The sequence below is a fragment of the Pseudophaeobacter sp. TrK17 genome (assembly GCF_042192375.1).
Lineage (GTDB): Bacteria > Pseudomonadota > Alphaproteobacteria > Rhodobacterales > Rhodobacteraceae > Pseudophaeobacter.
Genome location: NZ_CP071700.1, coordinates 3,404,678 through 3,429,145, shown reverse-complemented (window position 1 = coordinate 3,429,145; position 24,468 = coordinate 3,404,678). Strand labels below are relative to the sequence as shown.

Here is a 24,468-nt window from a genome sequence, read left to right as displayed (position 1 = left end):
CTCATGAGTGCAAAAATCAGACTGTATGTAGAGCACCCCTTGGGTGCAGGGCAATCCATTCCTCTGACCAAGGAGCAGGCGCATTACTTATTTGGGGTGATGCGGCAGCGTTTGGGCGGCGCTGTGGCGCTGTTCAACGGTGTCGATGGCGAATGGCAGGCCGAAGTGACCGAGGCAGGCAAACGCGGCGGCACCTTGACCTGTCGCGTGCAAAGCAAGCCGTTGCAGATGCCGCCGGATCTGTGGCTGATCTTTGCCCCGATCAAAAAGGCGCGCACCGACTTTATTGTCGAAAAGGCCGCAGAGATGGGTGCCGCCCGCATTCTGCCAGTGGGAACGGAATACACCAATTCCGAGCGCATCCGGCAGGACCGTCTGCAGGCCCATGCCGTTGAGGCCGCCGAGCAATGCGGCGGCACCTATGTGCCGCAGGTTGCTGATCTGCAAAAACTGTCGCAGTTGCTGGATCATTGGCCAGCCGAGCGTCAGCTGATGTTCTGCGACGAGGCCGAGGTGGGCAATGCGCTGCAACTGGCGGCGCAGGACCACAAAGACGCGCCCTGGGCCATTCTCATCGGCCCCGAAGGTGGCTTCTCCGAAAAAGAACGCAAGCGATTGCACGCGATGGCGCAGTCCCATGTGGTCAGCCTGGGCCCCCGCATTTTGCGCGCAGATACCGCTGCCGTTGCCGCGATGACCCTGTGGCAGCAAGCCCTGGGGGATTGGTAACAATGCGCCGCGCCACCCAGGCTGATCTTGCCGCTGTACAGGATTTTCTGGCGCCTCGGGTGGCGACCTCGATGTTTCTGTCCGGCAATCTGCGCGATCAGGGGCTGACGCAGACCGATGCGGGGGACACTGGTCCTGATGCTGGCGCGGATCACCGCAAATCCATGACGCTTTGGCTCAGCGAAGGGGCGGGTCAGATCACCGGTGTGATCGGCTATGCCGCAGCGGGGTATGTGGTGTTTGAGGCCCCGGCGCTGACAGCGGCAGACTATCCGGCGATCCGCGCGGCCCTGTTTGGGCGCGCGTTGTTGGGGCTCAACGGTGCGGTAGATCAGTTGGCCCATTTGGTTGCGGCTTTGGATTTGCCCTGCCACCGCGCCGCAATGGATGAGGTGGAGCCACATTATCATCTGGCCCTTTGCGATCTGACGATTCCAACCGGCGCGGGTCAGCTGCGCCCGGCAGTGACACAGGATCTGCCGCTGTTGACCCAGTGGCGTATGGCTTCCGAGGTGGAAATTTTGGGCGCCCGCGACAGCGTCGAGAACCGGGATCGGGCGCGGGCCAGCCTGGAAGAGCTGCTTGCGGCGGATCGGTTGCGGCTGCTGGAACAGGATGGCGTGGCGGTGGCGATGACCAATTTCAACGCCGCTTTGCCTGCCATCGTGCAGGTGGGTGGGGTCTATACGCCGCCGGATTTGCGCGGGATGGGATATGCCCGCCGCGCCGTTGCGCTGCATCTGGCTGAGGCGCAGGCGCAGGGGGTGACAGAGGCCATCCTGTTTGCCGCCAATGCCGCCGCCGCCCGCGCCTATGAAGCCATAGGTTTTGCCCAGATCGGCAGCTACCGGATTGTAAATTTTGATCCAGGTATCACATTGGGTGAAACCTGATTGGGAGAGTCGCCATGAGTTTCATTCGTCCCGAGGCCCGTGTCGCCATCTGGCGCTGGCGCGAGCTGATTGTCGCCACGCTGATGCTGCTGGTGGGGTTGAAATGGGCCTTTACCTCCTTTGGGGTGACGGCGGCCACCGGCTGGGCGCTGGTGGTGGTGGGGCTGGTCATTGCTGTCATCGGCGCTCAGCGGTTGCGCTTTCGCCTCGGCGCGGGTGGTCCCGGCGTGGTGCAGGTGGACGAGGGGCAGATTGCCTATTTTGGCCCGCTCACCGGGGGGGCCGTTGCGGCGTCTGAGCTGCAATGCCTGCGGCTGGATCACACCGCTAAACCACCCCATTGGGTGTTGGAGCAAGACGGCCAGCCAGCCTTGTCCATCCCGGTCAACGCCGCTGGCAATGAGGCGCTGTTTGATGTCTTTGCCGCGCTGCCGGGGCTCAAGACAGAACGCATGCTGAGCGAGCTGCGACGCCAGGGGCCTCACCAGGTCGTGATCTGGGAACGCAGCCCAAGCCGCCCGCCTCTGCACAGGCTGCATTGACACCGGGAACGATTCCGCTCACCACTGATTTCCCAAACCAACCCAACAGGACGGAGTGCCCGGCATGTCCATTCCCCAGTCCGGCGGCGGACCCATTGAGCGCCACGAAGATCTGGCTGAGTATCTGGCCAGTGGCTGCAAGCCACGCGATGCCTGGCGCATCGGCACCGAGCACGAGAAGTTCGGCTATTGCAAAGACACGCTAAAGCCGCTGCCCTTTGAGGGGGAGCGCTCGATTGTGGCGGTGCTGCAGGGGCTGCGCGACAGCTATGGCTGGTCTGAGGTCACCGAAGGCGGCAAGCTGATCGGGCTGGAAAAAGACGGCGCCAATGTCAGCCTCGAGCCGGGCGGTGCCCTGGAGCTGTCAGGCGCGCCGCTGGAGACCATTCACGAGACCTGCGACGAGGTGAACACCCACCTGCGCGAGGTCAAGGATATCTCGGACAAGATTGGCGTTGGATTTATCGGACTGGGGGCAGCCCCGATCTGGTCCCATGACGAAATGCCGCTGATGCCCAAGGGCCGTTACCGGCTGATGAATGACTACATGGCCAAGGTTGGCACCATGGGCCGCGACATGATGCGCCGCACCACCACGGTGCAGGTCAATATCGACTTTGGCTCCGAGGCAGACATGGTGCAGAAGCTGCGCGTTGCCCTGGCGCTGCAGCCGGTGGCCACCGCACTGTTTGCCAATTCGCCCTTCTTTGAGGGCAAGCCCAACGGCCATAAGTCCTGGCGCAGCAAGATCTGGCGGCATCTGGACGACAGCCGCACCGGCATGTTGCCCTTTGTCTTTGACGAAGGCTTTGGCTTTGAATCTTATGTGCAATATGCGCTCGATGTGCCGATGTATTTTGTCTACCGCGACGGCGAATATATCAATGCGCTGGGCATGTCGTTCCGCGACTTCCTGCAGGGCAAACTGCCAGCCCTGCCCGGTGAAACCCCCACTATGTCGGATTGGGCGGATCATCTGACCACCGCCTTCCCCGAGGCGCGGATCAAGAAATACATGGAAATGCGCGGCGCCGATGGTGGCCCCTGGCGGCGTCTTTGTGCCCTGCCGGCCTTTTGGGTGGGCCTGACCTATGACCAGAGCGCGCTGGATGCGGCCTGGGATCTGGTCAAGGGCTGGGACGCCGAGACCCGCGAAGAGTTGCGGGTTGCGGCCTCCCGCGACGGGTTGCAGGCCGAGGTCAACGGCATCAAGATGCATGATCTGGCCCGCGAAGTGGTGGCGATTTCAAACTCCGGCCTGAAAAACCGCGCCCGTCCCGGCGCTGGTGGCTTGGTGCCCGATGAGACCCATTTCCTCAACGCGCTGAAAGACAGTCTGGACAGCGGCAAAGTGCCGGCCGATGAGCTGTTGGAGCGCTATCATGGCGATTGGAATGGCGATCTGACCCGGATCTACGCTGACTACAGCTACTAAATAGAGACCAAACGACAAAAAGGGGGCGCCGCTGAGACGCCCCTTTTTCTTGCTGCTGTTGATCCTAGGCGGCGCTTGCCAATGGATCGGGGGTGGTGGGGGCCGCGTGTGGCGGGGTCAGGGCTTCGCGGACGACGGCCCGCAGGGTTGCCACCGCGTGACCAAAGCCGAGGCCGAGGCAGAGGGCTGCAAAGCCTAGGGCGGGCAGGACGCCAATAACACCTATATCCATAAGCGGAATGGTGGAGCCTACCAAGGCGACGCCGCCAAATCCGATCATCCCATAGCCGGTGGCGATGGTGACCGCCGCAGCCCTGGCGGCGCGGCCAGAGGCGGGACAGTCCCCAAGTAGTTTTCCGATCTTCAGGATCATGAGCGCCATTGCGGTGACCATGACGAGGCCGAGGCCGATGTAGAGGCTGATGTGAAAAAGCATGGGTAAGGTCCTTTCAAAGTCAGATGGTTTGTTTGTAGAAATCGCGTTCAAATCTGCCATAGATATAGCCACTGACCGCGCCCCAAATAGGCGCGAAGAGGCTGCCGAATATGAGGAAAAAGCCGGGAATGCGTTGGTTTGCGTCGGTTAGAGCGGTGAAGAAGTACATCGGCAGACAGAGTAAAACAAAGCTGGTGAAGGCCAGCATGGCCCATCTGCCTGACGTCACCGGGTTGCGGCGCATGTCGACCAGCAGCACCGGAATGCCAATCAGCAGATAGAGCGGGCCACCGAACACCACTGCCATGACGGGGATGGCTAACAGAGGTGCGCCAATCGTTGCCACAACCAGCGGGCCACCAACAATCGCCAGGGCAAAGGCAACCGGGTCCACCAGCTGTGTTGGGGTTGTTGCTTTGGGGAATAAGATGCATGAACTTGCAGTTATTTCTGTCATTTGTGAAATCTCCGGGTAAAAAATTTTTGCGCCAGATTTAGTCCTTGGGTTTACCCCCTGGCAGGAAACGCACCAGCTTGGCGCCGAGTTTCAGCACTGCCAGATGCACGGATCGGGGCAGGCGGGCAAAATCGACATACCAGTCGTCAAACATCTGCATCACCCGCAGGGTCTCGCCCATGCGGTCCTTGACCACCGCAGGGGTTTTGTCCGTTTCGGCCTCTTGCATCACCGCGTCCAGCGCCCGCAGGGTGGGGGCGAATTCGCGCTCGCGCCGGGCCTTGATCACTGCATCAACCAGATCAAACATGTCGCGGATCGAGGTGAAGTGATCGCGTCGGTCGCCCAGCTGACGTGATGCTTTGACCAGCCCCTGGGACTGCAGCTCTTTCAGCCCGTTGGAGACATTGGAACGCGCCAGATTCAGCGTTTCGCAGATCTCATCGGCGGTCATGGCGTCGGGGGAGATATGCAGCAGCGCGTGGATCTGCGCCACCGAGCGGTTGACCCCCCATTTGGAGCCCATCTCTCCCCAGTGGAGGACAAAGTTCTGCATGGCGGGGGTGAGGTTCATTTTGCTTTTCCTGTATTTTCTGTAAGGACAGAATTGAATGGAAGATCGAGTCGCGTCAAGCATTTTTTCTTGATTGCGGGGGCGCGCAGCTTGCACAGTGGTGGATATTTTTAATCTGGGAGTTTGGGAAATGCGTGATCTGTTTATAGGACTATTTGAGAAACTCGTCGGCGCTGTCGTGATCCTGCTGTGCCTTGGGGTTCTGATCGCTGCGGGCGCGGCCCTTGTGGCACCTGGGCCAAATGGCGGTTTGCTGCCGGCGCTGGCAATCCTCGTGGGGGGATCAATCTATGCCATTTTGATGGGCGGGATGATGTATCTGTTTTTGGGCGTCTACCACAACACCAAACGCACAGCTGAAGCGATCGAGGCGCTTGCCAAACGCTGATTTGAACCAAAACAAAACCGGCGAAGCCTTTGGGCGTCGCCGGTTCAAAATTTTACCAGTTCAGGAAAATACCTGTGATTGGCTTACTGCTGCAGGGCTGCAGGCTCGATGTCTGCAATGTTTGCCCAGTGGCCGTTGGCGTCCTGGACAAAGCCTGGGATATTGCCTTCCCAGCGTTCCTGGATGTCCTTGGACAGGTTCAGGTACAGTGTGTTGTCGACGATTTTCCAGTAGGTTGGGTCGCCGTCGAATTTAAAGCCCATGGCGGCGCCAAAGGCGCAGTAGCCGCCATATGCGGGCAGATATGCTTCGGGGTTGGCCTCAAACTGCGCTTTGTGCTCTTCGGAGGCAAAGCGGTAGGTCGCGTCATTAAAAACAGTTGTGATTTTGTAGCTGCCTTTGGCGGGGGCACCGTCGGTGAAATAGGCGACGGGGTCGTAGCCCTGCATGGCAAGACCGGTGGAGGATGCGTTCAGCTCAACGCCTGCGGCCAATGCCGAAGTTGCCATTGCAACGGAAAGTGCCACGCCGCTCAGCAGGGATTTAAATGTGTTCATCAGATCGTTCCTTTTCCTGTCCAGTCAGGGGCTGCTTTAGCGGCTGACCGGCACGTATGAGATTTGTATGATGGCCTGTCTGGCTGTCATGGACCCCATGTGGAGAGGGGGTCGATCACGTTCAATCAAACTGTTTTTGATTGCGCATATACTCAGAATTGCTGTGCGTGGATGCGCAGACCTGGCGCATCACAATATGCGGAGGTCCTTATTTTGCTGACAGATTGCTTGGTGTGCGGCACAGTAAAACCAGTTTGCAGGAGGAATTCGCGATGAATGTTTTTTGGTCACGTCGGGTGATGATTGCCGGACTATTTGCATCCACTCTCTTGGCAGCGGGCGGCGCCCTGGCCCAAAGCGTTACGGGGCTGTACCGGGCAGAGGGGCGCAACCCCGATGGCAGCAGCTATAGTGGCACGGTGCAGATCCGCGACAGCAAGGGGGTGATCAAGGTGAACTGGCAGGTTGGCAGCCAAAGCTATTCTGGCAGCGGCACCCGCAGTGGCGATGTGATTTGGGTCGATTGGGGGGATCAGTATCCGGTTGTCTATGTGCGCATGCCCAGCGGCGAGCTACACGGCACCTGGGCCAATGGCCGCGGTCTGGAACGGCTCATCCCCTAATGCCACAGGCGCGGCATTAGGATGGTGCTAAGCGGCGGCGGGCGTCAGGCTATTTCTGCCCGATACGTGGCTCACTCCCCGAGAGCAGCCGGTTGATATTGCCTCCATGGCGCCAGAACACCAGGGCCGTCAGCAAAACCGCAAGCAACATCACCGACGGGTAGCCCATCAGGTAACACCAAAGCGGTGCAGACAGAGCTGCAATCAGGGCGCTTAGGGAGGAGATCCGGCTGATGGCGGCACTGGCCACCCAGATCAGGCAGCAGGCGATGCCGACGGGCCAGGCCAGTGCCAACATCAGCCCCAGGAAGGTTGCTACCCCCTTGCCACCCTGGAATTTCAACCAAACCGGAAAGCAATGGCCGAGGAAGGCCGTGAGCCCAGCCAGTTGCGCCGCATCTTCGCCTGCCAGAAAACGCGCCAAAAGCACCGCCGCCGCGCCCTTGCCGCCATCCAGGATCAGCGTCGCTGCCGCGGCGGCTTTGCTGCCGGTGCGCAGCACGTTGGTGGTGCCAATATTGCCCGAGCCTATCTCGCGCAGGTTTCCCAGCCCCATTGCCTTGGTCAAAACCAGACCAAAGGGGATCGACCCCAGCAGATAGCCGATCACGGCCCAAAGCAACAGGATGGTGGCGGCACTTTCGATCAGGGGCATCAGTCTCTCCGGTATACCGGCGTACCGGTGACATAGGTTGCCAGCACTCTGCCCTGCATCCGCTGCCCATCATAGGGCGTATTTTGCGATTTTGACTTCAGCTGGAAGCGATCCATTACAAACGGCATGTCGGGATCAAACAGCACCAGATCCGCCGGCGCCCCGGCGCTGAGCCGACCCGAGCCCAGCCCCAGCCGTTTGGCCGGGTTCAGTGCCATGGCGCGAAACAGTGTTGGCAGGTCCATGAGTTCTGCGTGATACAGCCGCATTGCGGCCGGCAGCAGGGTTTCCAGCGCCACGGCACCGGCGGCGGCTTCCTCAAAGGGCAGGCGTTTGCTTTCTTCATCCTGCGGCGTGTGCATCGAGGAGATCGTGTCGATCAGCCCGCTGCGCACTGCCTCGGCCACCGCCAGCCGGTCTTCTTCGCTGCGCAGCGGCGGTTTCACCTTAAAGAAGGTGCGATAGTCGGCCAGGTCCAGCTCGTTCAGGGTCAGATGGTGGATCGAGGTGCCGGCGGTGATGTCCAGCCCATTTGCCTTGGCCCGTTCCAGCGCCGGCAGGGCGCGGGCGGTGGTGATCTGATCGGCGTGATATTTGGCGCCAGTCATTTCCAGCAGCGCAATGTCGCGGTCCAGCCCCATGCGTTCCGCCATCGGCGACACCGCAGGCAGCCCCCGCAGGGCGGCAAACTTGCCGGATGTCGCGGCAGCCCCGGCGCTGAGCAGAGGTTCTTGCGGGTGGGCAATCACCAGTGCCCCACAAGAGCGCGCGTAGGTCAGGGCGCGGGAAAACACCTTGGTATTGCTGACCACATGGTCGCAGTCGGAAAAGGCCACCGCGCCGGCATCCATCAAAAAGCCGATCTCGGTCATCTCGCGCCCTTCGCGCCCCTTGGTCAGTGCGGCCATGGGCAGCACATGCACCGGTGCGTCGGCCTGGGCGCGGCGGGTGACAAATTCCAGGGTTTCCGGGCTGTCGATGCTGGGGCTAGTATCGGGACGGGTGACAATGGTGGTCACACCGCCAGCGGCGGCGGCGAGGCCAGCGGTCTTGTAGCTTTCCTTGTGGCGCTCGCCCGGCTCGCAGACTTTGACGCCGATATCGACAATGCCGGGGGCGAGGCATTTACCCTCACAGTCGATGATTTCGACAGCGCTGGCATCAATGTTTCGCGCACGAAACAGTTGCGCGGGCTCCGTACCCTCGGGCAGGAGTTCGGCAATCTTACCATCCTGAACCAGCAGGCCCCCCAGGCTATCGGTGCCAGCTTCGGGGTCGATCAGGCGGGCATTGATAAAGAAAAGGGTCATGCAACGGGCCTTTCGATGGCGTGATTTAGGGCAGCGACGGTGGTGCTGGGCGACGATTGATACTTGATCAGATGCTTGTCACCGCCTTTGGTGATCACCTGCACGTAGGATCCCATGGTCTTGACCGCCGCGATCTGATCCAGTGGCACCCTGCGCTCGGCGGGGCCACTCAGCACGCCGTCAGAGATCCGCCAGATCACGGCCAGTTCTTCGCTCATCATGTACCAGCCGCGCAGTCCGATGGCGCCCAGCCCGCCGATGGCTCCGGTCCAGACATGAGGATTGCCAACGGCCCAAAGAATGACCATCCCGGCCACCATGGCAATCGCTGCCATCCAGGCATGGGCGGTGATATAGGCGCTGCGGTTGGGGGTGAATTCGATCACAGTCATCTCAAAACACCAGAACATAGAGGGTGAGGGCAATAAGCAGCATCACCACGGTAAAAAGGCTGGCGCCAATGCGCCGGGCGGCAGCGCGGGTGTCGCGCGGCGAAGGTCTGGCACCAGTGTAGAGCTTGCTGCTCTCAGGCGCAGGCTGGGGCGGGGCGCTCCAGCTGATTGGCCGCTCACCGTAGCTGGCGACATGGGTGATCTGGCTGGAGAGCGTCAGGCGGCGGGCGGCACCAGCAAAGGCGCGCGAGCGCAGCAGCAGCACATGGCCCTGCAATGCGGCGAGCCGCTCCCGGTCCGGGGTGATCTCAGTCTCGGCAATGCCGCAGCCCTGGGTGAGATAGCCCGCCAGTCCCAGCTCTTCGAGGTCCGAGACCGGGAAGATCTCAACATGGTTCAGGTCGATCTCATCAATTCCCAGCACCTGAGCCAGGGCACCGGGTTCGCGCAGGAAACGGGCCTGTTCGGGCGCCATGTCCAGATTGAAAATCCGGATCACGCCACGCTCTTCGGCTGGAATTTCGATCACACCTTGCACAGGATCAGCCTGCTGCCGGAGTGTTGCGGCTTTGGCGCAGGTTTTGCGCCAACAGATCCATTGCGGCCATGCGCACGGCGACCCCCATTTCCACCTGTTCCTGGATCACCGACCGGTTGATGTCATCGGCCAGGGTGCCGTCAATCTCAACGCCTCGGTTCATCGGGCCGGGGTGCATGACGATGGCATCGGGTTTGGCATGGGACAGTTTTTCAGCGTCCAGTCCGTAGCGGTGAAAATACTCGCGCTCAGAGGGGATAAAGCCGCCGTCCATCCGTTCCTTTTGCAAACGCAACATCATCACCACATCGACGTCTTTCAGGCCTTCGCGCATGTCGTCGTAAATCTCGGCGCCAAAGTCGGCGAATTGGCCGGGAACCAGGGTGGGCGGGCCAATCAGCCGGATGCGGTTTTCCATCTTGCCCAGCAGGATCAGGTTTGAGCGCGCCACGCGGGAATGTGCGACATCACCGCAGATGGCGATGTTCAGCCGGTGCAGGCGACCTTTGGCCCGGCGGATGGTCAGCGCATCCAGCAGCGCCTGGGTTGGGTGCTCGTGTTTGCCGTCGCCGGCATTCAGCACCGCGCAGTTGACCTTTTGCGCCAACAGATCCACCGCGCCGGAATGGGGATGGCGCACCACCAGCAGATCGGGGTGCATGGCGTTCAGGGTCATCGCGGTATCAATCAGGGTTTCGCCCTTTTTGATCGAGGAGGCCTGCATCGCCATATTCATCACATCAGCGCCCAGACGTTTGCCGGCAATCTCAAAACTCGCCTGGGTGCGGGTGGAGTTTTCAAAAAACATGTTGATCTGGGTGAGACCCGCCAAGGCATCCGAATGTTTCTCGGGGCGGCGGTTCAGATCGACATAGCTGTCGGCCAGATCCAGAATCGCGGTGATCTCATGGGGTTTGAGCGGCTCGATCCCCAAAAGATGGCGGTGGCCAAAACCGGTGGGAGAGAGGGGGGAAGAGGTTGGGGAAGACATCTGGGCAGGCTCCGCTCTGTTTGTCGCACCTTATAGGCAGCACGGCCTTTTGGGGCAAGGTCGATAGGCGGGTTTGATTGCGGCTGCCCCGGCCAAATCACCGCAGGTGCGGCTGCGGCACTGCGGCTGCCGTGGCCTGCATTAGGGGTGTTCCGCTCACCCGCGTGGCGGGGTAGCTTAGGCCATGGAATCGGCAATTGATTATTGGAGCGCCAAAGCGCTGTTGGAGTGGCAGGTGGAGCTTGGCGCCACCGAAGCCCTGTGTGAAGAGCCGGTCAACCGCTATGAGCTGGCCGCGCCTGCGCCCAAGGCGCGTCAGGGGCAACAGTCGGATCAGGCCTCTGGTCAAAAGCCGGGTATGCCGCCCCCCGTTGCTCCCAGGCCCAAACCCGTCGATCCGGTGGCCGAAGCCCGCAAGGCCGCTGCTGCCGCGCCCGAGTTGCCCTCGCTGCGGGCGGCCCTTGCGGAGTTTCGTCATTGTGAGCTCAAGCTGGGCGCGCGCAATCTGGTCTTTGGCGATGGTCAGCCCGGCGCGCGGGTGATGGTAATCGGCGAGGCCCCTGGGCGCGAAGAAGACCAGCAGGGCAAGCCCTTTGTCGGCCCGGCGGGGCAGTTGCTGGACCGGATGTTGGCAGCAATTGATCTGGACCGTGCGAAAAACGTCTATATCACCAATGTGTTGCCCTGGCGGCCACAACAAAACCGTGATCCCAGCGCGGAAGAGATCGACATGATGCTGCCCTTTCTTGCCCGCCATGTGGAATTGGCGCAGCCGGACATTCTGGTGCTGATGGGCAATATCAGCTGTCAGGCGGTGCTGGGCAAACGGGGCATCTCGCGGCTGCGCGGGAATTGGGTCGAGGCCTGGGGCAAGCCAGTGCTGCCGATGTTCCACCCGGCCTATCTGTTGCGCCAGCCCGAGCACAAGCGCGCGGCCTGGGCCGATTTGCTGGAATTGAAGGCGCGGTTGGGCGCGCCAAACTAGGGATCTTTGCAGATGAAAATACTGGCCTTTTCCGACCTGCACCTGTCTGCTGCCCATGCGGCGGCACTGGTAGCGGCCAGCGATCAGGCGGATCTGGTGATTGGCGCCGGAGATTTTTGCAATCAGCGCAAAGGTCTGGATCAGGCCATGGCACTGCTGGCCGATATCGCCGCTCCGTTGATAACTGTGGCGGGCAATGCCGAAAGCGCGGCGGAGATGCGCGCTGCTGCCCTGCCGGGGATGCATGTCCTGCACGGTGAGGGGATGGCGTTTGGCGGGCTGCATTTCTTTGGCCTTGGCGGTGGTATTCCCGCGCCGCCCTTTGGCGCGTGGTCCTACAACCTGTCAGAGGCTGAAGCAGAGGCGCTGCTGGCGGGCTGCGCGCGCACTGATATCCTGATCTGCCATTCCCCACCCAAAGGACAGGGGGATGCGACCTCGCTGGGACTGTCGGTGGGCTCCACTTCGATCCTGCAGGCGGTGGAACGGCTGCAGCCGCAGCTGGCCCTGTTTGGTCATATTCACGACAGTTGGGGATTTCGCGGTCAAATCGGCACAACCCTGACCGCCAATCTGGGGCCAGAGCCTAACTTTTTTGACGTCACACCATGATTGACCCCATCACTCTTTTGACCTTTGTGCCGGCGGCGCTGGCGCTGAACCTCACCCCTGGCGCTGATATGATGTTCTGTCTGGGGCAGGGGCTGCGGTCGGGGCGGAGATCGGCGCTGGCGGCCAGTGCGGGGATTTCTGCCGGCGGGATGGTACATGTGGCGCTGGCCGGGCTGGGGCTGGGCGCGGTTGTGAATACCATGCCGGGGCTGTTTGATGTGATCCGCTGGCTTGGCGTGGCCTATCTGCTGTATCTTGCCTGGGGCGCGCTGCAGGCGCCGGCCAGCGCGGCGCAGCCCGGTCAGCCGCCGGTTCCGGCCTCCCGCGCTTTTCGCGCCGGGTTTTGGGTCAATCTGACCAACCCCAAGGTGATCCTGTTTGTGTTGGCCTTTGTGCCACAGTTTGTGGTGCCCGAGGCCGGGCCAGTGCTGGGGCAATTCCTGATCTACGGCTTGGTTCTGGCGCTGGGGGGCTTTGTCATCAATGGGCTGGTTGGCGTCTTTGGCAGTGCCGCCGGGCGCTTTCTGGCCCCAACCTCGCGGGCGGGCCTGTGGCTGGGCCGCATCTCGGCGGGAATATTTGCGGGGCTGGCACTCAGGCTCGCGCTTTTGCAAAAGACATGAGGTCTGCTATGTCACGTATCGACGAAACCATGGAGTTCATCCCGGTCCGTATCGCCATCCTTACCGTCTCGGACAGTCGCAGCCTGGCGGAGGATCGTTCGGGGCAGGTGCTGGTCGACCGGTTGCAGGCGGCGGGGCATATCCTGGCGGATCGCCAGATCATGCCGGATGAACGGGGCGGGATCGCCGATCAGCTGCGCGCCTGGGTGGCAGACCCGGCGGTGGATGTGGTGATTTCCACCGGGGGCACCGGGCTGACAGGGCGCGATGTCACGGTTGAGGCGCACCGGGATGTCTATGAAAAAGAGATCGAGGCCTTTGGCACCGTCTTTACCATCGTGTCGATGAAAAAGATCGGCACCTCGGCGGTGCAATCGCGCGCCACAGGGGGCGTTGCAGGCGGCACCTACATGTTTGCGCTGCCCGGCAGCCCCGGCGCCTGCAAGGATGGCTGGGACGAAATCCTGGCGATGCAGCTGGATTACCGGCACCGCCCCTGCAATTTTGTGGAAATAATGCCGCGTTTGACCGAAACCCAGCGACGGAAGTAACGCCACGGTGCGTGTATTCGAATAAGACGCACACTATGTACAGTGATATGTGCCAATAAGGCGCTGCACAGGGGAGGCTCAGCAGGGGGCTCTCAGAGCGGCGCCTTGTCTGGCAAAGAAACATATTTGATAGGGTAGCAGGGGCGATCCCCAGCCATCAAAGGGAATAAGGCATGCGCTTTTTGCGGCACAGTTTGACGGGTTTGTTTCTGGCGGCAGTGGCAGTCGCGCTGATGCTCTATGCGGGGCAGATGGTGGTGGGGGCGGTGCAGACACGGCTCAACGCCGAACCGCGCAAGCCACCAGCGCGGGAACGGGTTTTTGCGGTGAACCTCGTCACTGCCGATCTGCAAGAGGTGACGCCGGAACTCATCGCCTTTGGCCGGGTTGAAAGCCGCCGGACGCTGGAGCTGCGCAGCGCTCAGGGTGGGCGGATCATCCATTTGTCCGACCGTTTTGAAGAGGGCGGCGTGGTCCAGGCGGGAGAGATCCTGATCCAGATCGACCCCTCTGATATGCAGGCGGCGCTGCAAGAGGCCGAGGCCGATATGCAGGACTCCCGCGCCGAAGAGCGCGACGCCACCCGCGACCTGACCCTTGCCAAGGATGAACTGAAGGCAACACAGGATCAGGCGCAGTTGCGGGCCCGTGCGCATCAACGCCAGTTGGAGCTGCAAGAGCGTGGTGTTGGCACCACCGCAGCGGTTGAAGCGGCTGAGCTCACCGCCGTGCAGGCGCGCCAGGCGGTGATTTCGCGGCGCCAGGCGGTCAGCCAGGCCGAGGCCCGTGTTGATCAGGCGGCCACCCGGGTGGCCCGCAGTCAGATTGCCCTGGACAGGGCGCGGCGCGACCTCGCCGATACCACCCTGCGTGCCGGGTTTGATGGCACCCTGCAGGCGGTGACCCTGGTCGAAGGACGTCTGGTTTCGGCCAATGAAAAATTGGCAGAGCTGGTCGATGGCGATCAACTGGAGGCCGCATTCCGGGTGTCTACCCTGCAATATGCCCGGTTACTGGGCGCTGATAATCGGCTCAGCCCAGCCCCGGTGCGGGTGACTCTGGATGCGGCGGGCGCCGGGCTTGAGGCAACGGGGCGGCTGTCGCGCGCCAGCGGCGCGGTGGGGGACGGCCAAACAGGCCGATTGCTCTATGCCAGTCTGGATCTGACGCCAGGGTTCAAACCGGGCGATTTTGTCACCGTGAAGGTCAGCGAACCGCCGCTCTTGGCTGTGGCGCGGGTGCCGGCTTCGGCGCTGGGATCCGATGGCACGGTGCTGGTGCTGGGGCCTGAAGAGCGGTTGCAGTCGCTGCCGGTTGAGCTGCTGCGCCGACAGGGCGATGATGTGCTGATCCGCGGCGCGGGGCTGGAGGGCCGACAAGTGGTGACCGGCCGCACGCCGCTTTTGGGCGCCGGGATCCGGGTGCGCCCCCTGCATCAGGACGCAGGGACGGCACAGCCAACCCCCGCGGCTGAGCGGTCGGCGACGGCGGCCGAGCTGATTGAATTGTCAGAAGAGCGCCGCGCCAAACTGGTCGCCGCCGTCGAAGGCAGCGCAGGCTTGCCGGATGCGGCCAAGGAGCGGATGCTGGCGGCCCTGGCCAAGGCGCAGGTGCCAGCCGGGCTGGTCAACCGGATCGAAGCCCGGATGGGGGGATAATCCATGCGTGATTTGTCGCGTCCTGCCGGCGGTTTGCTGAGCTACTTCACCCGCCACCGCACGGCGGCAAACCTGTTGTTGCTGGTGCTCTTGCTGCTTGGCACTGCGGCAATCCCAAAGATGCGGGCGCAGTTCTTTCCGGATGTGATTATCGAAAGCGTCACGGTCGGCGTCACCTGGGAGGGTGCCGGGCCGGAAGATGTGGACGGCGCCATCGTGCAGGTGCTGGAGCCGGTGTTGCTGGCGGTGGACGGGGTTGAGGAAAGCGCCGCCTCCTCGCGCGAAGGCGTCGCCTCGATCGTGCTGGATTTTGAGCCCGGCTGGGACATGGCGCTGGCGGCGGATGATGTGCAATCGGCGGTGGATGCCATTACCACCCTGCCGGAAGAGGCAGATGACCCGACGGTGCGGCGCGGCGCCTGGCGTGACCGGGTGACGGATGTGGTGATCTCGGGTCCGCTGGCGCCGGATCAGCTGGGGCTGTTCGCCGATGAATTGATTATACGCCTGTTTGCAGTCGGGGTCACCCGCACCACCATTCGCGGCCTTGCTGCACCACAGACCCTGGTCGAGGTGCCCTCCTACAGTTTGATCACCCATGATATCGCGATGAGCGATATCGCCAGTGCTATCGCCGCCGAGGTCGATGCCGATCCTGCGGGGGATGTGACCGGGGCCAATACCCGGGTGCGCACCGGGCGGGAAAAGCGCAGCCCGGAAGAGATCGAAGGGATCGTGTTGCGGACAGAACCAGATGGTTCGGTTTTGACCATTGGCGATCTGGCGCAGGCCACCCGCGAAGGGGTGGACCGCAACCGTTCCTATTTTGTCGGCGACAACCCCGCCATGTCGATCCGGGTGGATCGCTCGGATATGGGCAATGCCATCGCCATTCAGGCTGAGGTGCAAAAGGTGGTTGATGCGCTGCAAACCACCCTGCCGCAGGGCGTCAGTGCCGAGCTGATCCGCACCCGTGCCGCTGCCATCTCTGACCGGCTGGATATTCTGATCGACAATGGGCTGATGGGGCTGGGGCTGGTCATGGCGCTGTTGTTCCTGTTCCTCAATACCCGCATTGCCTTTTGGGTGGCGGCGGGTATTCCGGCGGCAATGTTTGCCGCCGTGGCGCTGATGTATGCCGCCGGGATCACCATCAATATGATCAGCCTGTTTGGCCTGATCATTACCCTGGGGATCGTGGTGGATGATGCCATCGTGGTGGGGGAGCACGCCGATTTTCGGGTGCGCCGCCTGAATGAAACCCCGATGCAGGCCGCCGAGAACGCCGCGCGCCGCATGGCGATGCCGGTATTTGCCGCCACCCTGACCACCATCATCGCCTTCTTTGGGCTGACCGCTATTGGCGGGCGCTTTGGTGATCTGATCCGTGATATTCCCTTTACGGTGATTGCAGTGCTGGCGGCCTCGTTGCTGGAGTGCTTCTTGATCCTGCCGCACCATATGGCCCATGCGTTGACCCACGCGCAAAAGGACCATTGGTATGACTGGCCCAATCGCATGGTCAATCGCGGCTTTCGCTGGATGCGCGACACCCTGTTTCGCCCCATTATGGCCCTGGTGGTGCAGGCGCGTTACGTGGTTTTGGCGGGGGCCCTGACCATTCTGGCCAGCCAGATGGCGCTGTTTATTGGTGGCGATGTCAATTGGCGCTTCTTCAATGCGCCGGAGCGCGGCTCTGTCACCGGCAATTTTGCCATGGCCGAAGGCGCCACCCGCGCCGACACCCTGGCGATGATGGCGGAGATGCAACGGGCCACCGCCGCCACGGGGGCCTCTTTTGCGGAACGCTATGAGGACATCAATCCGGTGGATTTTGTCATCGCCGAGGTCGGCGGCAATGCCGGGCGCGGCATGTCCGGGGTGGATGCCAAGGACACGGACCTGTTGGGGGGGATCTCAATCGAGCTGATCGACGCGGATCTGCGGCCTGACTATTCCAGCTTTGCCTTTGTGGCCGAACTGCAGGAAGAGGTGCAAAACCACCCGCTGGTCGAGGCTGTCAGCTTTCGCAGCTGGCGCTCTGGTCCCGGTGGTGATGCGCTGGATGTGCAGTTTTATGGCGCCGATGTTCAGGTGCTCAAGGCGGCCTCTGAAGATCTAAAAACCGCGCTGTTACGCTACCCTGAGATTTCGGCGGTGGAAGACAATCTTGCCTATGACAAAGAGGAAGTGGTGCTGGAGCTGACGCCCCAGGGGCAGGCGCTGAACTTTACCATCGACACCCTGGGGCGGGCCTTGCGGGCGCGGCTGAACGGGATTGAGGCGGCGACCTACCCGGATGGGCCACGCAGCGCTGAGATCCGGGTCGAGCTGCCCCGCGATGAGCTGTCGGCGGATTTCCTGGAGCGCACCCTGATGCGCAGCCCCGGCGGCATCTATGTGCCGCTCTCGGATATTGTCTCGGTGAGCCAGCGCACGGGGTTTTCCACCGTGCGGCGCGAAAACGGCATTCGCCTGATCAGCGTCACCGGCGATATCTCAGAGGATGACCCAACCCGTGCCGCCGATATCGGCAAGGCGCTGGAGGAGGAAATTCTGCCCGATATCGCCAGCCGCCGTCAGGTGGAGTGGCGGCTCAGCGGGTTGAGCGAACAGGAAGACAACTTTCTCAACGATGCCCGCACCGGGCTGATCCTCTGTCTTGCCGGGATTTATCTGGTGCTGGCCTGGATCTTTGCCAGCTGGACCCGGCCTCTGGTGGTGATGGCAATCATTCCCTTTGGATTGGTGGGGACCATCTGGGGCCACTATCTGTGGGGCATACCGCTGAGCATGTTCACCGTGGTTGGCCTGTTGGGGATGACAGGGATTATCATCAATGATTCCATCGTGCTGGTGACCACCATCGACGAATATGCCGAAACCCGCGGGTTGGTGCCTTCGATCATTGACGGGGCGGCGGACCGGCTGCGGCCGGTGATGCTGACAACCCTGACCACGGTACTGGGGCTGGCGCCTTTGATGTATGAAAGCTCGCAGCAGGCGCAGTTCCTCAAGCCAACGGTGATCACCCTGGTCTATGGCCTGGGCTTTGGCATGTTTCTGGTGCTTTTGGTGGTGCCGGCCCTGGTGGCGATCCAACGGGATATGGCGCGGCCTGTGACGGCCCTGCGCCGGGCCCTTCGTGGCGGGACAAACCCGCTGCGCTGGCTGGTTCTGGGCACCGGAGTGGCGCAGCTGGGCTGGCTGGGAGTAAGCCTGGGCTGGGCGATGGCAACCGGAGCGCTGCACCCGGCCTTGCGCACGGTGCTGCCCGGTCTGGCCGGGTTTGAGCCACTGCGCGCCGGGCTGTTTCTGGCGTTGGGCGGGATCGCTGCGCTGTCCCTGCTGGCCTATCTGATCTCGGCGCTGGTCTTTGGCCTGCGGCGGCACCGGACAGCCTAAACCGGACAGCCTAGATCCGTTTTTGTTAGGCTGGTTTTTGCTATGCCTGTCTTTGGCGGGCCAGGCGGGCCACGTCTGCGACCTGATCAATCAGCTCCAATCCCCGCTCTTCGATTTCATCGACGGGGATCCAGCTGGCCTGCAGGGCATCATCATCAGGCACAGGGATGCCGCTTTCATAAGCGCAGAGAACCGCCGTCAGCAGATATTGCTTTTGCACCGCACCCACAGAATCACGCAGCAAGACGTCGATATTGGTCAGATATTCCAGGGGGCGGGCCACGACGCCGGTTTCCTCAAACAGCTCGCGGATGGCTGCCTGCATGGCGGTTTCGCCCAGCTCCACATGACCACCGGGAAAGCCCCACCAGCCGGCATTGGGCTCGGTCTTGCGCTGGATCAGGATGACCTGTCCCAGGTGGTAGACCACGGCAATGGCCCCGAGAACGGGGCGGTGGGGCTGGGTTATCGACATTCTGGCACCATTTCGCAGTTACCCGGACGCTACCCGGCGGTTATCCAGCTGTGCAGCCAGAGATATCCACCGCATGTTTTTGCCCCAGAACGGTGATCCGCAATTGTGAGCGATCCACCGCAGCCAGGCTGCCCGCGCGGGTGGGAAGCAGCTCGGATGTGGCCACCAGAGTACCACCGCTGCGCCGGGTGGTGGTGGCGCCAGCAAACAGATGCGGCGAGCCAGCTTCGATCACCGCGACCTCGGTGCCACCAGCGCTGGGCATGGTGATCCGGGCTTCGACTTCGATACCGTATTTGGTTGGCGTCAAGCGGCAGGTGCTGGCGGAGACCCTGGCTTCGCGGGCGGAAAAGGGGCGGGCGGCAATGGCGGCGACGATGGCCGGGTTGCGCGGCGCTGCTGAATCTAGCTGATGGTCGAAAGACAGTTCCGATGGCACACAGATATCTTTGCAGATGCCCAGCTCCATCCGTCCTTTGAGCCGCACCGGGCGGCCGGGCCTTTCGGGGGTGATCTCTATCGGCAGCACCAGCTGATGGTGATAGCCGATGGTCTGATAACCAGAAGTCAAGAACACCTCGGGTGTGGGCCAGGTCATCGACATTTCGCCGACATTTCGGGAGCCACGCCAGGTGAAACTGGGGGGGATGCCTGCTTCGCCGGGGGCGCGCCAATAGGTCTTCCAGCCGTCGCGAAGGGTCAGGCGCAGGGCGCCGATATATGTCCCATCTGGTGAGACACCGCCGTCGAGGATTTCCACTTGCACCAGCTCATCCATGCTGGTGGGCAGGGCGCTTTGTGCCTTGGCCGCAAACGGGGTGAGCGCCGAAGCAAACACTGCAACCGCAGCAGCCATCAGGCTGCGCAGGCTGACCGCCGGTTTTGCGGCGGCGGATCTGGGATCGGTTTGTGGGCCGAGGGGAGGACGATATTCATGCATGGAAATATAAATGGCCTCTTGCGGGGCAATTGCCAAGTCACGATCTGGTCAAATGCTTGACTGCGCTGTTGTGACCGGATCGCCCGGAGGCTCTTGCACCTTCGGAAGCTGGGCGGCATGCTGCGGGAGACGCTGTAACAGCCAAGGGAAAGGGCAGGATATGGATCTCACCGGGAAGTTATTGATCGCGATGCCGGGCATTGGCGATCCTCGGTTTGAGCATTCGGTTATTTTTCTGTGTTCGCACAGCGAAGACGGGGCCATGGGGCTGATCATCAACAAGGTTGCGCCGGAGGTGCAGCTGGGAAATCTGCTTGAGCAGCTGGAGATCCCGGTGATTGCGGCAGGCAAGGGCGAAGAGGCCATCCGCTTTGGCGGGCCGGTGGAGGTGCAGCGCGGGTTTGTACTGCATTCACCGGAGTATGAATCCAGTATCAATTCCCTGACGGTGCCGCCGGGCTATGGCATGACTGCAACCCTGGATGTTCTTGAGGATATTGCCCAGGGCAATGGGCCTGAGAAGCTGTTGATCATGCTGGGCTATGCCGGCTGGGGGCCGGGGCAGCTGGAGGCAGAGATCATTGCCAATGGCTGGCTCACCACCGAGAGCACGGATGCGCTGATTTTTGAGACCGCGGATGTGGATAAATGGGAGGCGGCGCTTGGCTCCCTGGGGATTGATCCGCTGTCGCTTTCGGCCAGTGCCGGGAGCGCCTGAACTGCGACGGTTCTAGGGGGGGTAGTTATCTAGGGGTGGGCCTAGTTACTTGGAGCTGGTGAGGACACATCGCGCGGCGCTGCTGCGCGGCGCAACCGGTCATTGATGGCAGCGCCAAGGCCGGTCTCGGGGATGGGGGCCACGGCAATGGGCTGCCCCTGCGCATCCAGATGATGCAGATGGCCAAAGAGATTGGCGGCGGCCTCAACCAGATCGCCGCGCGTGGACAGGGAAAGGTCGCAGGCGCGGGCGCCGCTGTAGTGGCCAAATCCCAGGTAGCATTCGCCCGCGCGCGCAGAGGTTGCATTGAGGCGCACCCGCTCTTGTGGCGCGTAGTGGGACAGGAGCTGGCCGGGCGCTGTCAGGGGGTCGTGGAGGTCGCGTGTGGCCAGGGGCTGGCCCAGTACTGCTTCGATTTCCTCGGCTGCCAGACCACCGGGGCGCAGCAGCACAGGCGCCTCCCCTGCAAGGCCAACAATGGTGGATTCGACACCAACACCGCAGGCCCCATCTGCAACCACGGCGGCGATACGCCCGGCAAGGCCGGCCATGACATGCTGCGCCGTTGTGGGGCTGATCCGCCCCGAAGGGTTGGCCGAGGGGGCCGCTACGGGACCGTCGAGCGCCGCCAGCAGCTTTTGCGCCGTGGGATGGGCTGGCACCCGCACCGCCAGGGTGTCGAGCCCGGCCGTGACCAGCTCGGAGATACCATGTCCGGGTGCCAGCGGCAGCACCAGCGTCAGCGGTCCGGGCCAGAAGGCGCGGGCCAGGGTCTCGGCCCAAGGATTCCATATGACGTGGCGTTTTGCAGCCTCAACCGAGGCCACATGGGCGATCAGCGGGTTGAAGCTGGGACGCCCCTTGGCGGCATAGATCGCCGCCACCGCATCGCCGCGCCGGGCATCGGCGCCCAGGCCATAGACCGTCTCGGTTGGGAAAGAGACCAGATCGCCCTGCCGCAGCAGCTGCGCTGCGCGACTGATCCCGCTGGCGGAGGCATCCAGCATTTGCGTTGCTTTTTGGTCGGTTTCTTGAGGCATTTTGGGTGACGCGGCGTTTTGGTTGATTGCAAGGGGGCGAAGGTTAGGTAATCGATCAGCTAAACTGACAGACAGCGCAACAGACATACCGGGCGGTTTGGGCAATGCCAAGCCTGCGCCCGCGATTATCCCCAAGGCCGACAAGAGGATGCCTATGACCTTCCGTGCCCCCGTTTCCGAGTATGAGTTTCTCCTGAACACCGTGATTGGCTTCGAGCAGATCGCCCAGACAGACCGGTTCAGCGAGGCAAGCCGTGAACTGGTGACTGCGATCCTGACCGAAGCGGGCAAGCTGTGTGATGAGGTCATGGCGCCGCTGCAACGGGCGGGTGATGTGCAACCTGCGGCGCTGGAAAACGGCGTGGTGCGGACCTCGCCCGGCTTTGGCAAGGGGTTCACGGCCATTGCCGAGGGCGGCTGGATTGGCATGAGCGCCGCGCCTGAGCAGGGCGGCATGGGGCTGCCGATGACCCTGACGGCGGCAGTGAATGAGATGATGTCGGGGGCCTGCCTGTCTTTGCAGCTGGCACCCCTGATGAGCCAGGGCCAGATCGAGGCGCTGGAGCATCACGCCAGTGACGTCCTGAAACAGATGTACCTGCCGAAACTGATCTCGGGGGAATGGACCGGCACCATGAACCTGACGGAACCGCAGGCAGGCTCTGACGTGGGGGCGCTCAGCTCCAAGGCCGAAGCCAATGGCGATGGATCCTATGCGGTGACCGGCCAGAAGATCTATATCTCCTGGGGCGACAATGATTTTGCCGAGAATGTCTGCCATCTGGTGCTGGCGCGATTGCCCGATGGGGTGCCCGGCACCAAGGGGATCTCGCTGTTTCTGGTGCCCAAGTTCCTGCCCAACGAGGAGGGCACCATGGGCGCCGCCAACACATTGGGTGTGGTCAGCCTGGAGCATAAGATGGGCCTGCATGGCAGCCCGACCTGCGTGATGCAGTTTGATGGCGCCAAGGGCTGGCTGGTTGGCCCCGAACATGGGGGTATGGCGGCGATGTTCACCATGATGAACAATGCCCGCCTGGGCGTCGGCGGCCAGGGCGTTGGCGTTAGCGAAGCTGCCTATCAGCAGGCGCTGTCCTATGCGCTGGAGCGCAAACAGGGGAAGACGCCCTCGGGCTTTATCGCGGATCACGCCGATGTGCGCCGGATGCTGATGGAGATGAAAGCCGATACCTACGCTGCGCGGGCCATCCTGCTGGCCTGTGCCCATGCCACCGATATGCAGACCGCAACCGGGGCTGCGGATTGGAAGGCGCGGGCTGCCTTTCTGACCCCAATCGCCAAGGCCTTTGGCACCGAGACCGGCATTCGGGTGGCCGATCTGGGCATCCAGGTACATGGCGGCATGGGCTTTATCGAGGAAAGCGGCGCGGCTCAGTTCCTGCGCGATGTGCGGGTGACCTCGATCTACGAGGGCACCAATGGCATCCAGGCGATGGATCTGGTGGCGCGCAAGATGATGGATGGCGGCGATATGGCCCATCGCATCATTGACGAGATCGAAGCCCAGGCCGAGGGTGCCCGGGCCACCCATCCCAATATGGGAGAGGCGGTCTGGCAGGCCTGCGAATCCCTGCGTGAAACCACCGAATGGCTGGTAGAGCAGGACGACCTGCAGGATCGCTTTGCCGGGGCGGTGCCCTATCTGCGCGCCTTTGCCCGGGTTCTGGGCGGCCATTACCACCTGTCTGCGGCCATTGCCGACAAGGGTGGCCCGCGCGAAAAACTGGCGCGGTTCTACATCAAACGCATGCTGCCGGAACATTCGGGTCTGCTGACCCACGTGCAGGAAGGTGCCGCCGGCACCATGGCGCTCACTCTTGAAGAATTGGCAGGCTGATCATGGCAAGTGTCCCCGAAGTAGGTCCCCGCACCCCCTGGACCGAACCGCCCGCGCTGGGCGAGGCGATTGAGGTCGCCGAAGGGGTTCTGTGGATGCGCCAGCCGCTGCCGATGAAGCTGGATCACGTCAACATCTATGCCCTGGACGAGGGCGACAGCTGGACGGTGGTGGACACCGGCTTTAACACCCGCAAAAGCCGCGAGATCTGGCAAAGCCTGATGGCAGGTCCCTTGAAGGGTAAGCCGATCAGCCGGGTTGTCGGCACCCATCATCACCCCGATCACATCGGGCTGGCGGGCTGGTTTCAGTCCGAATACGGCGCCGAGCTGGTCACCAGCCGCACCGCCTGGCTGTTTGCCCGGATGCTGACGCTGGATGTGCAGGAAACCTGGCCCGCCGAAACCCTGGCCTATTACCGCTCGGCCGGGATGGACGGGGAGATTTATGACAAACGCATTGCCGACCGGCCTTTCAATTTCTCCGATATGGTCTACCCGATGCCGCTGGGCTTTACCCGGGTGCAACAGGGCGATGTCTTCCGCATGGGCGGGCGTGACTGGGATGTGCATATGGGCAATGGCCACGCGCCCGAACACGCCACCTTCTGGAGTCGCGATGACAATCTTGTGATCACTGGCGACCAGATCCTGGCCTCGATCAGCCCCAATATCGGGGTCTATGCCACCGAACCCATGGCCGATCCCCTGGGCGAATGGCTGGAGGCCTGCGAGCGGCTGGCACCGCTGTCGCGCCCGGATCATCTGGCGCTGGGGGGCCATAAGCTGCCCTTTACCCGTTTGCCGCTGCGCATGCGGCAGCTGATCGACAATCACCACGGCGCGCTGGACCGGCTGATGAACCATCTTGAAACGCCAAAGACCGCAGCCGATTGTTTTGCGCCGCTGTTCAAGCGTAAGATTGGCGAGGGTGAATATGGGCTTGCACTGGTAGAGGCGGTGGCCCATGTCAATCATCTGTACCGCACAGGTCGCGTCAGCCGCGTCAAGGGCGACAACGACGCCTGGCTGTACCAGAGCATAGAGTAGGCGCCGGGTGTTCCCCGGCAGAAGAGTGGCAGGG

The 24,468-nt window shown here is 62.3% G+C and carries 27 protein-coding genes; 15 read left to right on the top strand and 12 right to left on the bottom strand.

The window, feature by feature from the left end:
- Window positions 1-3: 3 nt before the first annotated feature.
- From JZI28_RS16210 to JZI28_RS16195, 4 genes are all read left to right on the top strand, one after another.
- The gene (locus JZI28_RS16210) at window positions 4-729 is read left to right on the top strand and encodes a 16S rRNA (uracil(1498)-N(3))-methyltransferase (protein ID WP_295454858.1); all 726 of its coding nucleotides are present in this window, start codon (window positions 4-6) and stop codon (window positions 727-729) included.
- 2 nt (window positions 730-731) lie between these two features.
- Window positions 732-1,622, top strand: coding sequence for a GNAT family N-acetyltransferase (locus tag JZI28_RS16205; protein WP_375698272.1), 891 nt, complete (start codon window positions 732-734; stop codon window positions 1,620-1,622).
- A 14-nt stretch (window positions 1,623-1,636) separates the two neighbouring features.
- Complete coding sequence (locus JZI28_RS16200; RefSeq protein WP_375698271.1) at window positions 1,637-2,164, top strand: hypothetical protein; 528 nt, start codon at window positions 1,637-1,639, stop codon at window positions 2,162-2,164.
- 64 nt (window positions 2,165-2,228) lie between these two features.
- Window positions 2,229-3,599, top strand: coding sequence for a glutamate--cysteine ligase (locus JZI28_RS16195; RefSeq protein WP_375698270.1), 1,371 nt, complete (start codon window positions 2,229-2,231; stop codon window positions 3,597-3,599).
- 64 nt (window positions 3,600-3,663) lie between these two features.
- Here the strand turns inward: JZI28_RS16195 and JZI28_RS16190 are convergent, their stop codons facing one another.
- The 3 genes from JZI28_RS16190 to JZI28_RS16180 form a co-directional block, all read right to left on the bottom strand.
- Window positions 3,664-4,035, bottom strand: coding sequence for a hypothetical protein (locus tag JZI28_RS16190; RefSeq protein ID WP_375698269.1), 372 nt, complete (start codon window positions 4,033-4,035; stop codon window positions 3,664-3,666).
- Window positions 4,036-4,054: 19 nt separating this feature from the next.
- The gene (locus tag JZI28_RS16185; protein WP_375698268.1) at window positions 4,055-4,429 is read right to left on the bottom strand and encodes a hypothetical protein; all 375 of its coding nucleotides are present in this window, start codon (window positions 4,427-4,429) and stop codon (window positions 4,055-4,057) included.
- A gap of 100 nt (window positions 4,430-4,529) precedes the next feature.
- Entirely contained in the window at window positions 4,530-5,066 is a 537-nt protein-coding gene (locus JZI28_RS16180; RefSeq protein WP_375698267.1) for a GbsR/MarR family transcriptional regulator, read from the bottom strand.
- Between the two features lie 130 nt (window positions 5,067-5,196).
- Here JZI28_RS16180 and JZI28_RS16175 point away from each other — a divergent pair, with 130 nt between their 5' ends.
- Window positions 5,197-5,454, top strand: coding sequence for a hypothetical protein (locus JZI28_RS16175; RefSeq protein ID WP_295454871.1), 258 nt, complete (start codon window positions 5,197-5,199; stop codon window positions 5,452-5,454).
- 83 nt (window positions 5,455-5,537) lie between these two features.
- On the opposite strand, the gene JZI28_RS16170 is transcribed toward JZI28_RS16175, so the two are convergent.
- Entirely contained in the window at window positions 5,538-6,011 is a 474-nt protein-coding gene (locus JZI28_RS16170) for a YHS domain-containing (seleno)protein (RefSeq protein WP_297340374.1), read from the bottom strand.
- Window positions 6,012-6,283: 272 nt separating this feature from the next.
- On the opposite strand from JZI28_RS16170, the gene JZI28_RS16165 reads away from it, so the two are divergent.
- Entirely contained in the window at window positions 6,284-6,634 is a 351-nt protein-coding gene (locus JZI28_RS16165; protein ID WP_348154564.1) for a hypothetical protein, read from the top strand.
- Between the two features lie 49 nt (window positions 6,635-6,683).
- Here the strand turns inward: JZI28_RS16165 and plsY are convergent, their stop codons facing one another.
- The 5 genes from plsY to JZI28_RS16140 are packed head-to-tail and all read right to left on the bottom strand — an operon-like array spanning window position 6,684 to window position 10,520.
- Window positions 6,684-7,289 (bottom strand): glycerol-3-phosphate 1-O-acyltransferase PlsY, encoded by a 606-nt coding sequence (gene plsY / locus JZI28_RS16160; RefSeq protein ID WP_375698266.1) that lies wholly within the window; start codon window positions 7,287-7,289, stop codon window positions 6,684-6,686.
- Entirely contained in the window at window positions 7,289-8,599 is a 1,311-nt protein-coding gene (gene pyrC, locus JZI28_RS16155; protein ID WP_375698265.1) for a dihydroorotase, read from the bottom strand. The genes plsY and pyrC overlap by 1 nt, the downstream gene beginning before the upstream one ends.
- Window positions 8,596-8,991 (bottom strand): hypothetical protein, encoded by a 396-nt coding sequence (locus JZI28_RS16150; RefSeq protein WP_375698264.1) that lies wholly within the window; start codon window positions 8,989-8,991, stop codon window positions 8,596-8,598. Before JZI28_RS16150 ends, pyrC begins: the two co-directional genes overlap by 4 nt.
- A gap of 1 nt (window position 8,992) precedes the next feature.
- Entirely contained in the window at window positions 8,993-9,520 is a 528-nt protein-coding gene (locus tag JZI28_RS16145; protein ID WP_375698263.1) for a hypothetical protein, read from the bottom strand.
- 13 nt (window positions 9,521-9,533) lie between these two features.
- Window positions 9,534-10,520: an aspartate carbamoyltransferase catalytic subunit gene (locus JZI28_RS16140; RefSeq protein ID WP_348154556.1), complete on the bottom strand. Its 987-nt coding sequence runs from the start codon at window positions 10,518-10,520 to the stop codon at window positions 9,534-9,536.
- 184 nt (window positions 10,521-10,704) lie between these two features.
- Here JZI28_RS16140 and JZI28_RS16135 point away from each other — a divergent pair, with 184 nt between their 5' ends.
- From JZI28_RS16135 to JZI28_RS16110, 6 genes are all read left to right on the top strand, one after another.
- Window positions 10,705-11,505, top strand: coding sequence for a uracil-DNA glycosylase family protein (locus tag JZI28_RS16135; RefSeq protein ID WP_375698262.1), 801 nt, complete (start codon window positions 10,705-10,707; stop codon window positions 11,503-11,505).
- Window positions 11,506-11,517: 12 nt separating this feature from the next.
- Window positions 11,518-12,117, top strand: coding sequence for a metallophosphoesterase family protein (locus tag JZI28_RS16130; protein ID WP_375698261.1), 600 nt, complete (start codon window positions 11,518-11,520; stop codon window positions 12,115-12,117).
- On the top strand, window positions 12,114-12,740 hold the full coding sequence (locus JZI28_RS16125; protein ID WP_297341136.1) for a LysE family translocator: 627 nt from the start codon (window positions 12,114-12,116) through the stop codon (window positions 12,738-12,740). The genes JZI28_RS16130 and JZI28_RS16125 overlap by 4 nt, the downstream gene beginning before the upstream one ends.
- Window positions 12,741-12,748: 8 nt before the next feature.
- Window positions 12,749-13,291 carry a molybdenum cofactor biosynthesis protein B gene (gene moaB, locus JZI28_RS16120; protein ID WP_375698260.1) on the top strand — a complete coding sequence of 181 codons (543 nt, stop codon included), beginning with the start codon at window positions 12,749-12,751 and terminating at the stop codon, window positions 13,289-13,291.
- 173 nt (window positions 13,292-13,464) lie between these two features.
- Complete coding sequence (locus JZI28_RS16115) at window positions 13,465-14,949, top strand: efflux RND transporter periplasmic adaptor subunit (RefSeq protein WP_375698259.1); 1,485 nt, start codon at window positions 13,465-13,467, stop codon at window positions 14,947-14,949.
- A gap of 3 nt (window positions 14,950-14,952) precedes the next feature.
- The gene (locus JZI28_RS16110) at window positions 14,953-18,354 is read left to right on the top strand and encodes an efflux RND transporter permease subunit (RefSeq protein ID WP_375698258.1); all 3,402 of its coding nucleotides are present in this window, start codon (window positions 14,953-14,955) and stop codon (window positions 18,352-18,354) included.
- A 40-nt stretch (window positions 18,355-18,394) separates the two neighbouring features.
- On the opposite strand, the gene JZI28_RS16105 is transcribed toward JZI28_RS16110, so the two are convergent.
- Both JZI28_RS16105 and JZI28_RS16100 read right to left on the bottom strand, forming a co-directional pair.
- Window positions 18,395-18,829: an NUDIX hydrolase gene (locus tag JZI28_RS16105; protein ID WP_375698257.1), complete on the bottom strand. Its 435-nt coding sequence runs from the start codon at window positions 18,827-18,829 to the stop codon at window positions 18,395-18,397.
- Window positions 18,830-18,869: 40 nt separating this feature from the next.
- Window positions 18,870-19,685: a protein-disulfide reductase DsbD domain-containing protein gene (locus JZI28_RS16100; RefSeq protein ID WP_375700114.1), complete on the bottom strand. Its 816-nt coding sequence runs from the start codon at window positions 19,683-19,685 to the stop codon at window positions 18,870-18,872.
- A 244-nt stretch (window positions 19,686-19,929) separates the two neighbouring features.
- On the opposite strand from JZI28_RS16100, the gene JZI28_RS16095 reads away from it, so the two are divergent.
- Entirely contained in the window at window positions 19,930-20,487 is a 558-nt protein-coding gene (locus JZI28_RS16095; protein WP_295454895.1) for a YqgE/AlgH family protein, read from the top strand.
- A 41-nt stretch (window positions 20,488-20,528) separates the two neighbouring features.
- Here the strand turns inward: JZI28_RS16095 and JZI28_RS16090 are convergent, their stop codons facing one another.
- Window positions 20,529-21,494 (bottom strand): L-threonylcarbamoyladenylate synthase, encoded by a 966-nt coding sequence (locus JZI28_RS16090; RefSeq protein ID WP_375698256.1) that lies wholly within the window; start codon window positions 21,492-21,494, stop codon window positions 20,529-20,531.
- A gap of 187 nt (window positions 21,495-21,681) precedes the next feature.
- Between JZI28_RS16090 and JZI28_RS16085 the strand changes: the two genes are divergently transcribed.
- On the top strand, window positions 21,682-23,385 hold the full coding sequence (locus tag JZI28_RS16085) for an acyl-CoA dehydrogenase (RefSeq protein WP_375698255.1): 1,704 nt from the start codon (window positions 21,682-21,684) through the stop codon (window positions 23,383-23,385).
- Between the two features lie 2 nt (window positions 23,386-23,387).
- Window positions 23,388-24,434, top strand: coding sequence for an MBL fold metallo-hydrolase (locus JZI28_RS16080; RefSeq protein ID WP_375698254.1), 1,047 nt, complete (start codon window positions 23,388-23,390; stop codon window positions 24,432-24,434).
- The last annotated feature ends 34 nt before the right edge of the window (window positions 24,435-24,468 follow it).

Coding starts and splice junctions, on each gene's coding strand:
- JZI28_RS16210 (WP_295454858.1), top strand. CDS start 4: ATGAGTGCAAAAATCAGACTGTATGTAGAGCACCCCTTGGGTGCAGGG.
- JZI28_RS16205 (WP_375698272.1), top strand. CDS start 732: ATGCGCCGCGCCACCCAGGCTGATCTTGCCGCTGTACAGGATTTTCTG.
- JZI28_RS16200 (WP_375698271.1), top strand. CDS start 1,637: ATGAGTTTCATTCGTCCCGAGGCCCGTGTCGCCATCTGGCGCTGGCGC.
- JZI28_RS16195 (WP_375698270.1), top strand. CDS start 2,229: ATGTCCATTCCCCAGTCCGGCGGCGGACCCATTGAGCGCCACGAAGAT.
- JZI28_RS16190 (WP_375698269.1), bottom strand. CDS start 4,035: ATGCTTTTTCACATCAGCCTCTACATCGGCCTCGGCCTCGTCATGGTC.
- JZI28_RS16180 (WP_375698267.1), bottom strand. CDS start 5,066: ATGAACCTCACCCCCGCCATGCAGAACTTTGTCCTCCACTGGGGAGAG.
- JZI28_RS16175 (WP_295454871.1), top strand. CDS start 5,197: ATGCGTGATCTGTTTATAGGACTATTTGAGAAACTCGTCGGCGCTGTC.
- JZI28_RS16170 (WP_297340374.1), bottom strand. CDS start 6,011: ATGAACACATTTAAATCCCTGCTGAGCGGCGTGGCACTTTCCGTTGCA.
- JZI28_RS16165 (WP_348154564.1), top strand. CDS start 6,284: ATGAATGTTTTTTGGTCACGTCGGGTGATGATTGCCGGACTATTTGCA.
- plsY (WP_375698266.1), bottom strand. CDS start 7,289: ATGCCCCTGATCGAAAGTGCCGCCACCATCCTGTTGCTTTGGGCCGTG.
- pyrC (WP_375698265.1), bottom strand. CDS start 8,599: ATGACCCTTTTCTTTATCAATGCCCGCCTGATCGACCCCGAAGCTGGC.
- JZI28_RS16150 (WP_375698264.1), bottom strand. CDS start 8,991: ATGACTGTGATCGAATTCACCCCCAACCGCAGCGCCTATATCACCGCC.
- JZI28_RS16140 (WP_348154556.1), bottom strand. CDS start 10,520: ATGTCTTCCCCAACCTCTTCCCCCCTCTCTCCCACCGGTTTTGGCCAC.
- JZI28_RS16135 (WP_375698262.1), top strand. CDS start 10,705: ATGGAATCGGCAATTGATTATTGGAGCGCCAAAGCGCTGTTGGAGTGG.
- JZI28_RS16130 (WP_375698261.1), top strand. CDS start 11,518: ATGAAAATACTGGCCTTTTCCGACCTGCACCTGTCTGCTGCCCATGCG.
- JZI28_RS16125 (WP_297341136.1), top strand. CDS start 12,114: ATGATTGACCCCATCACTCTTTTGACCTTTGTGCCGGCGGCGCTGGCG.
- moaB (WP_375698260.1), top strand. CDS start 12,749: ATGTCACGTATCGACGAAACCATGGAGTTCATCCCGGTCCGTATCGCC.
- JZI28_RS16115 (WP_375698259.1), top strand. CDS start 13,465: ATGCGCTTTTTGCGGCACAGTTTGACGGGTTTGTTTCTGGCGGCAGTG.
- JZI28_RS16110 (WP_375698258.1), top strand. CDS start 14,953: ATGCGTGATTTGTCGCGTCCTGCCGGCGGTTTGCTGAGCTACTTCACC.
- JZI28_RS16105 (WP_375698257.1), bottom strand. CDS start 18,829: ATGTCGATAACCCAGCCCCACCGCCCCGTTCTCGGGGCCATTGCCGTG.
- JZI28_RS16100 (WP_375700114.1), bottom strand. CDS start 19,685: ATGGCTGCTGCGGTTGCAGTGTTTGCTTCGGCGCTCACCCCGTTTGCG.
- JZI28_RS16095 (WP_295454895.1), top strand. CDS start 19,930: ATGGATCTCACCGGGAAGTTATTGATCGCGATGCCGGGCATTGGCGAT.
- JZI28_RS16090 (WP_375698256.1), bottom strand. CDS start 21,494: ATGCTGGATGCCTCCGCCAGCGGGATCAGTCGCGCAGCGCAGCTGCTG.
- JZI28_RS16085 (WP_375698255.1), top strand. CDS start 21,682: ATGACCTTCCGTGCCCCCGTTTCCGAGTATGAGTTTCTCCTGAACACC.
- JZI28_RS16080 (WP_375698254.1), top strand. CDS start 23,388: ATGGCAAGTGTCCCCGAAGTAGGTCCCCGCACCCCCTGGACCGAACCG.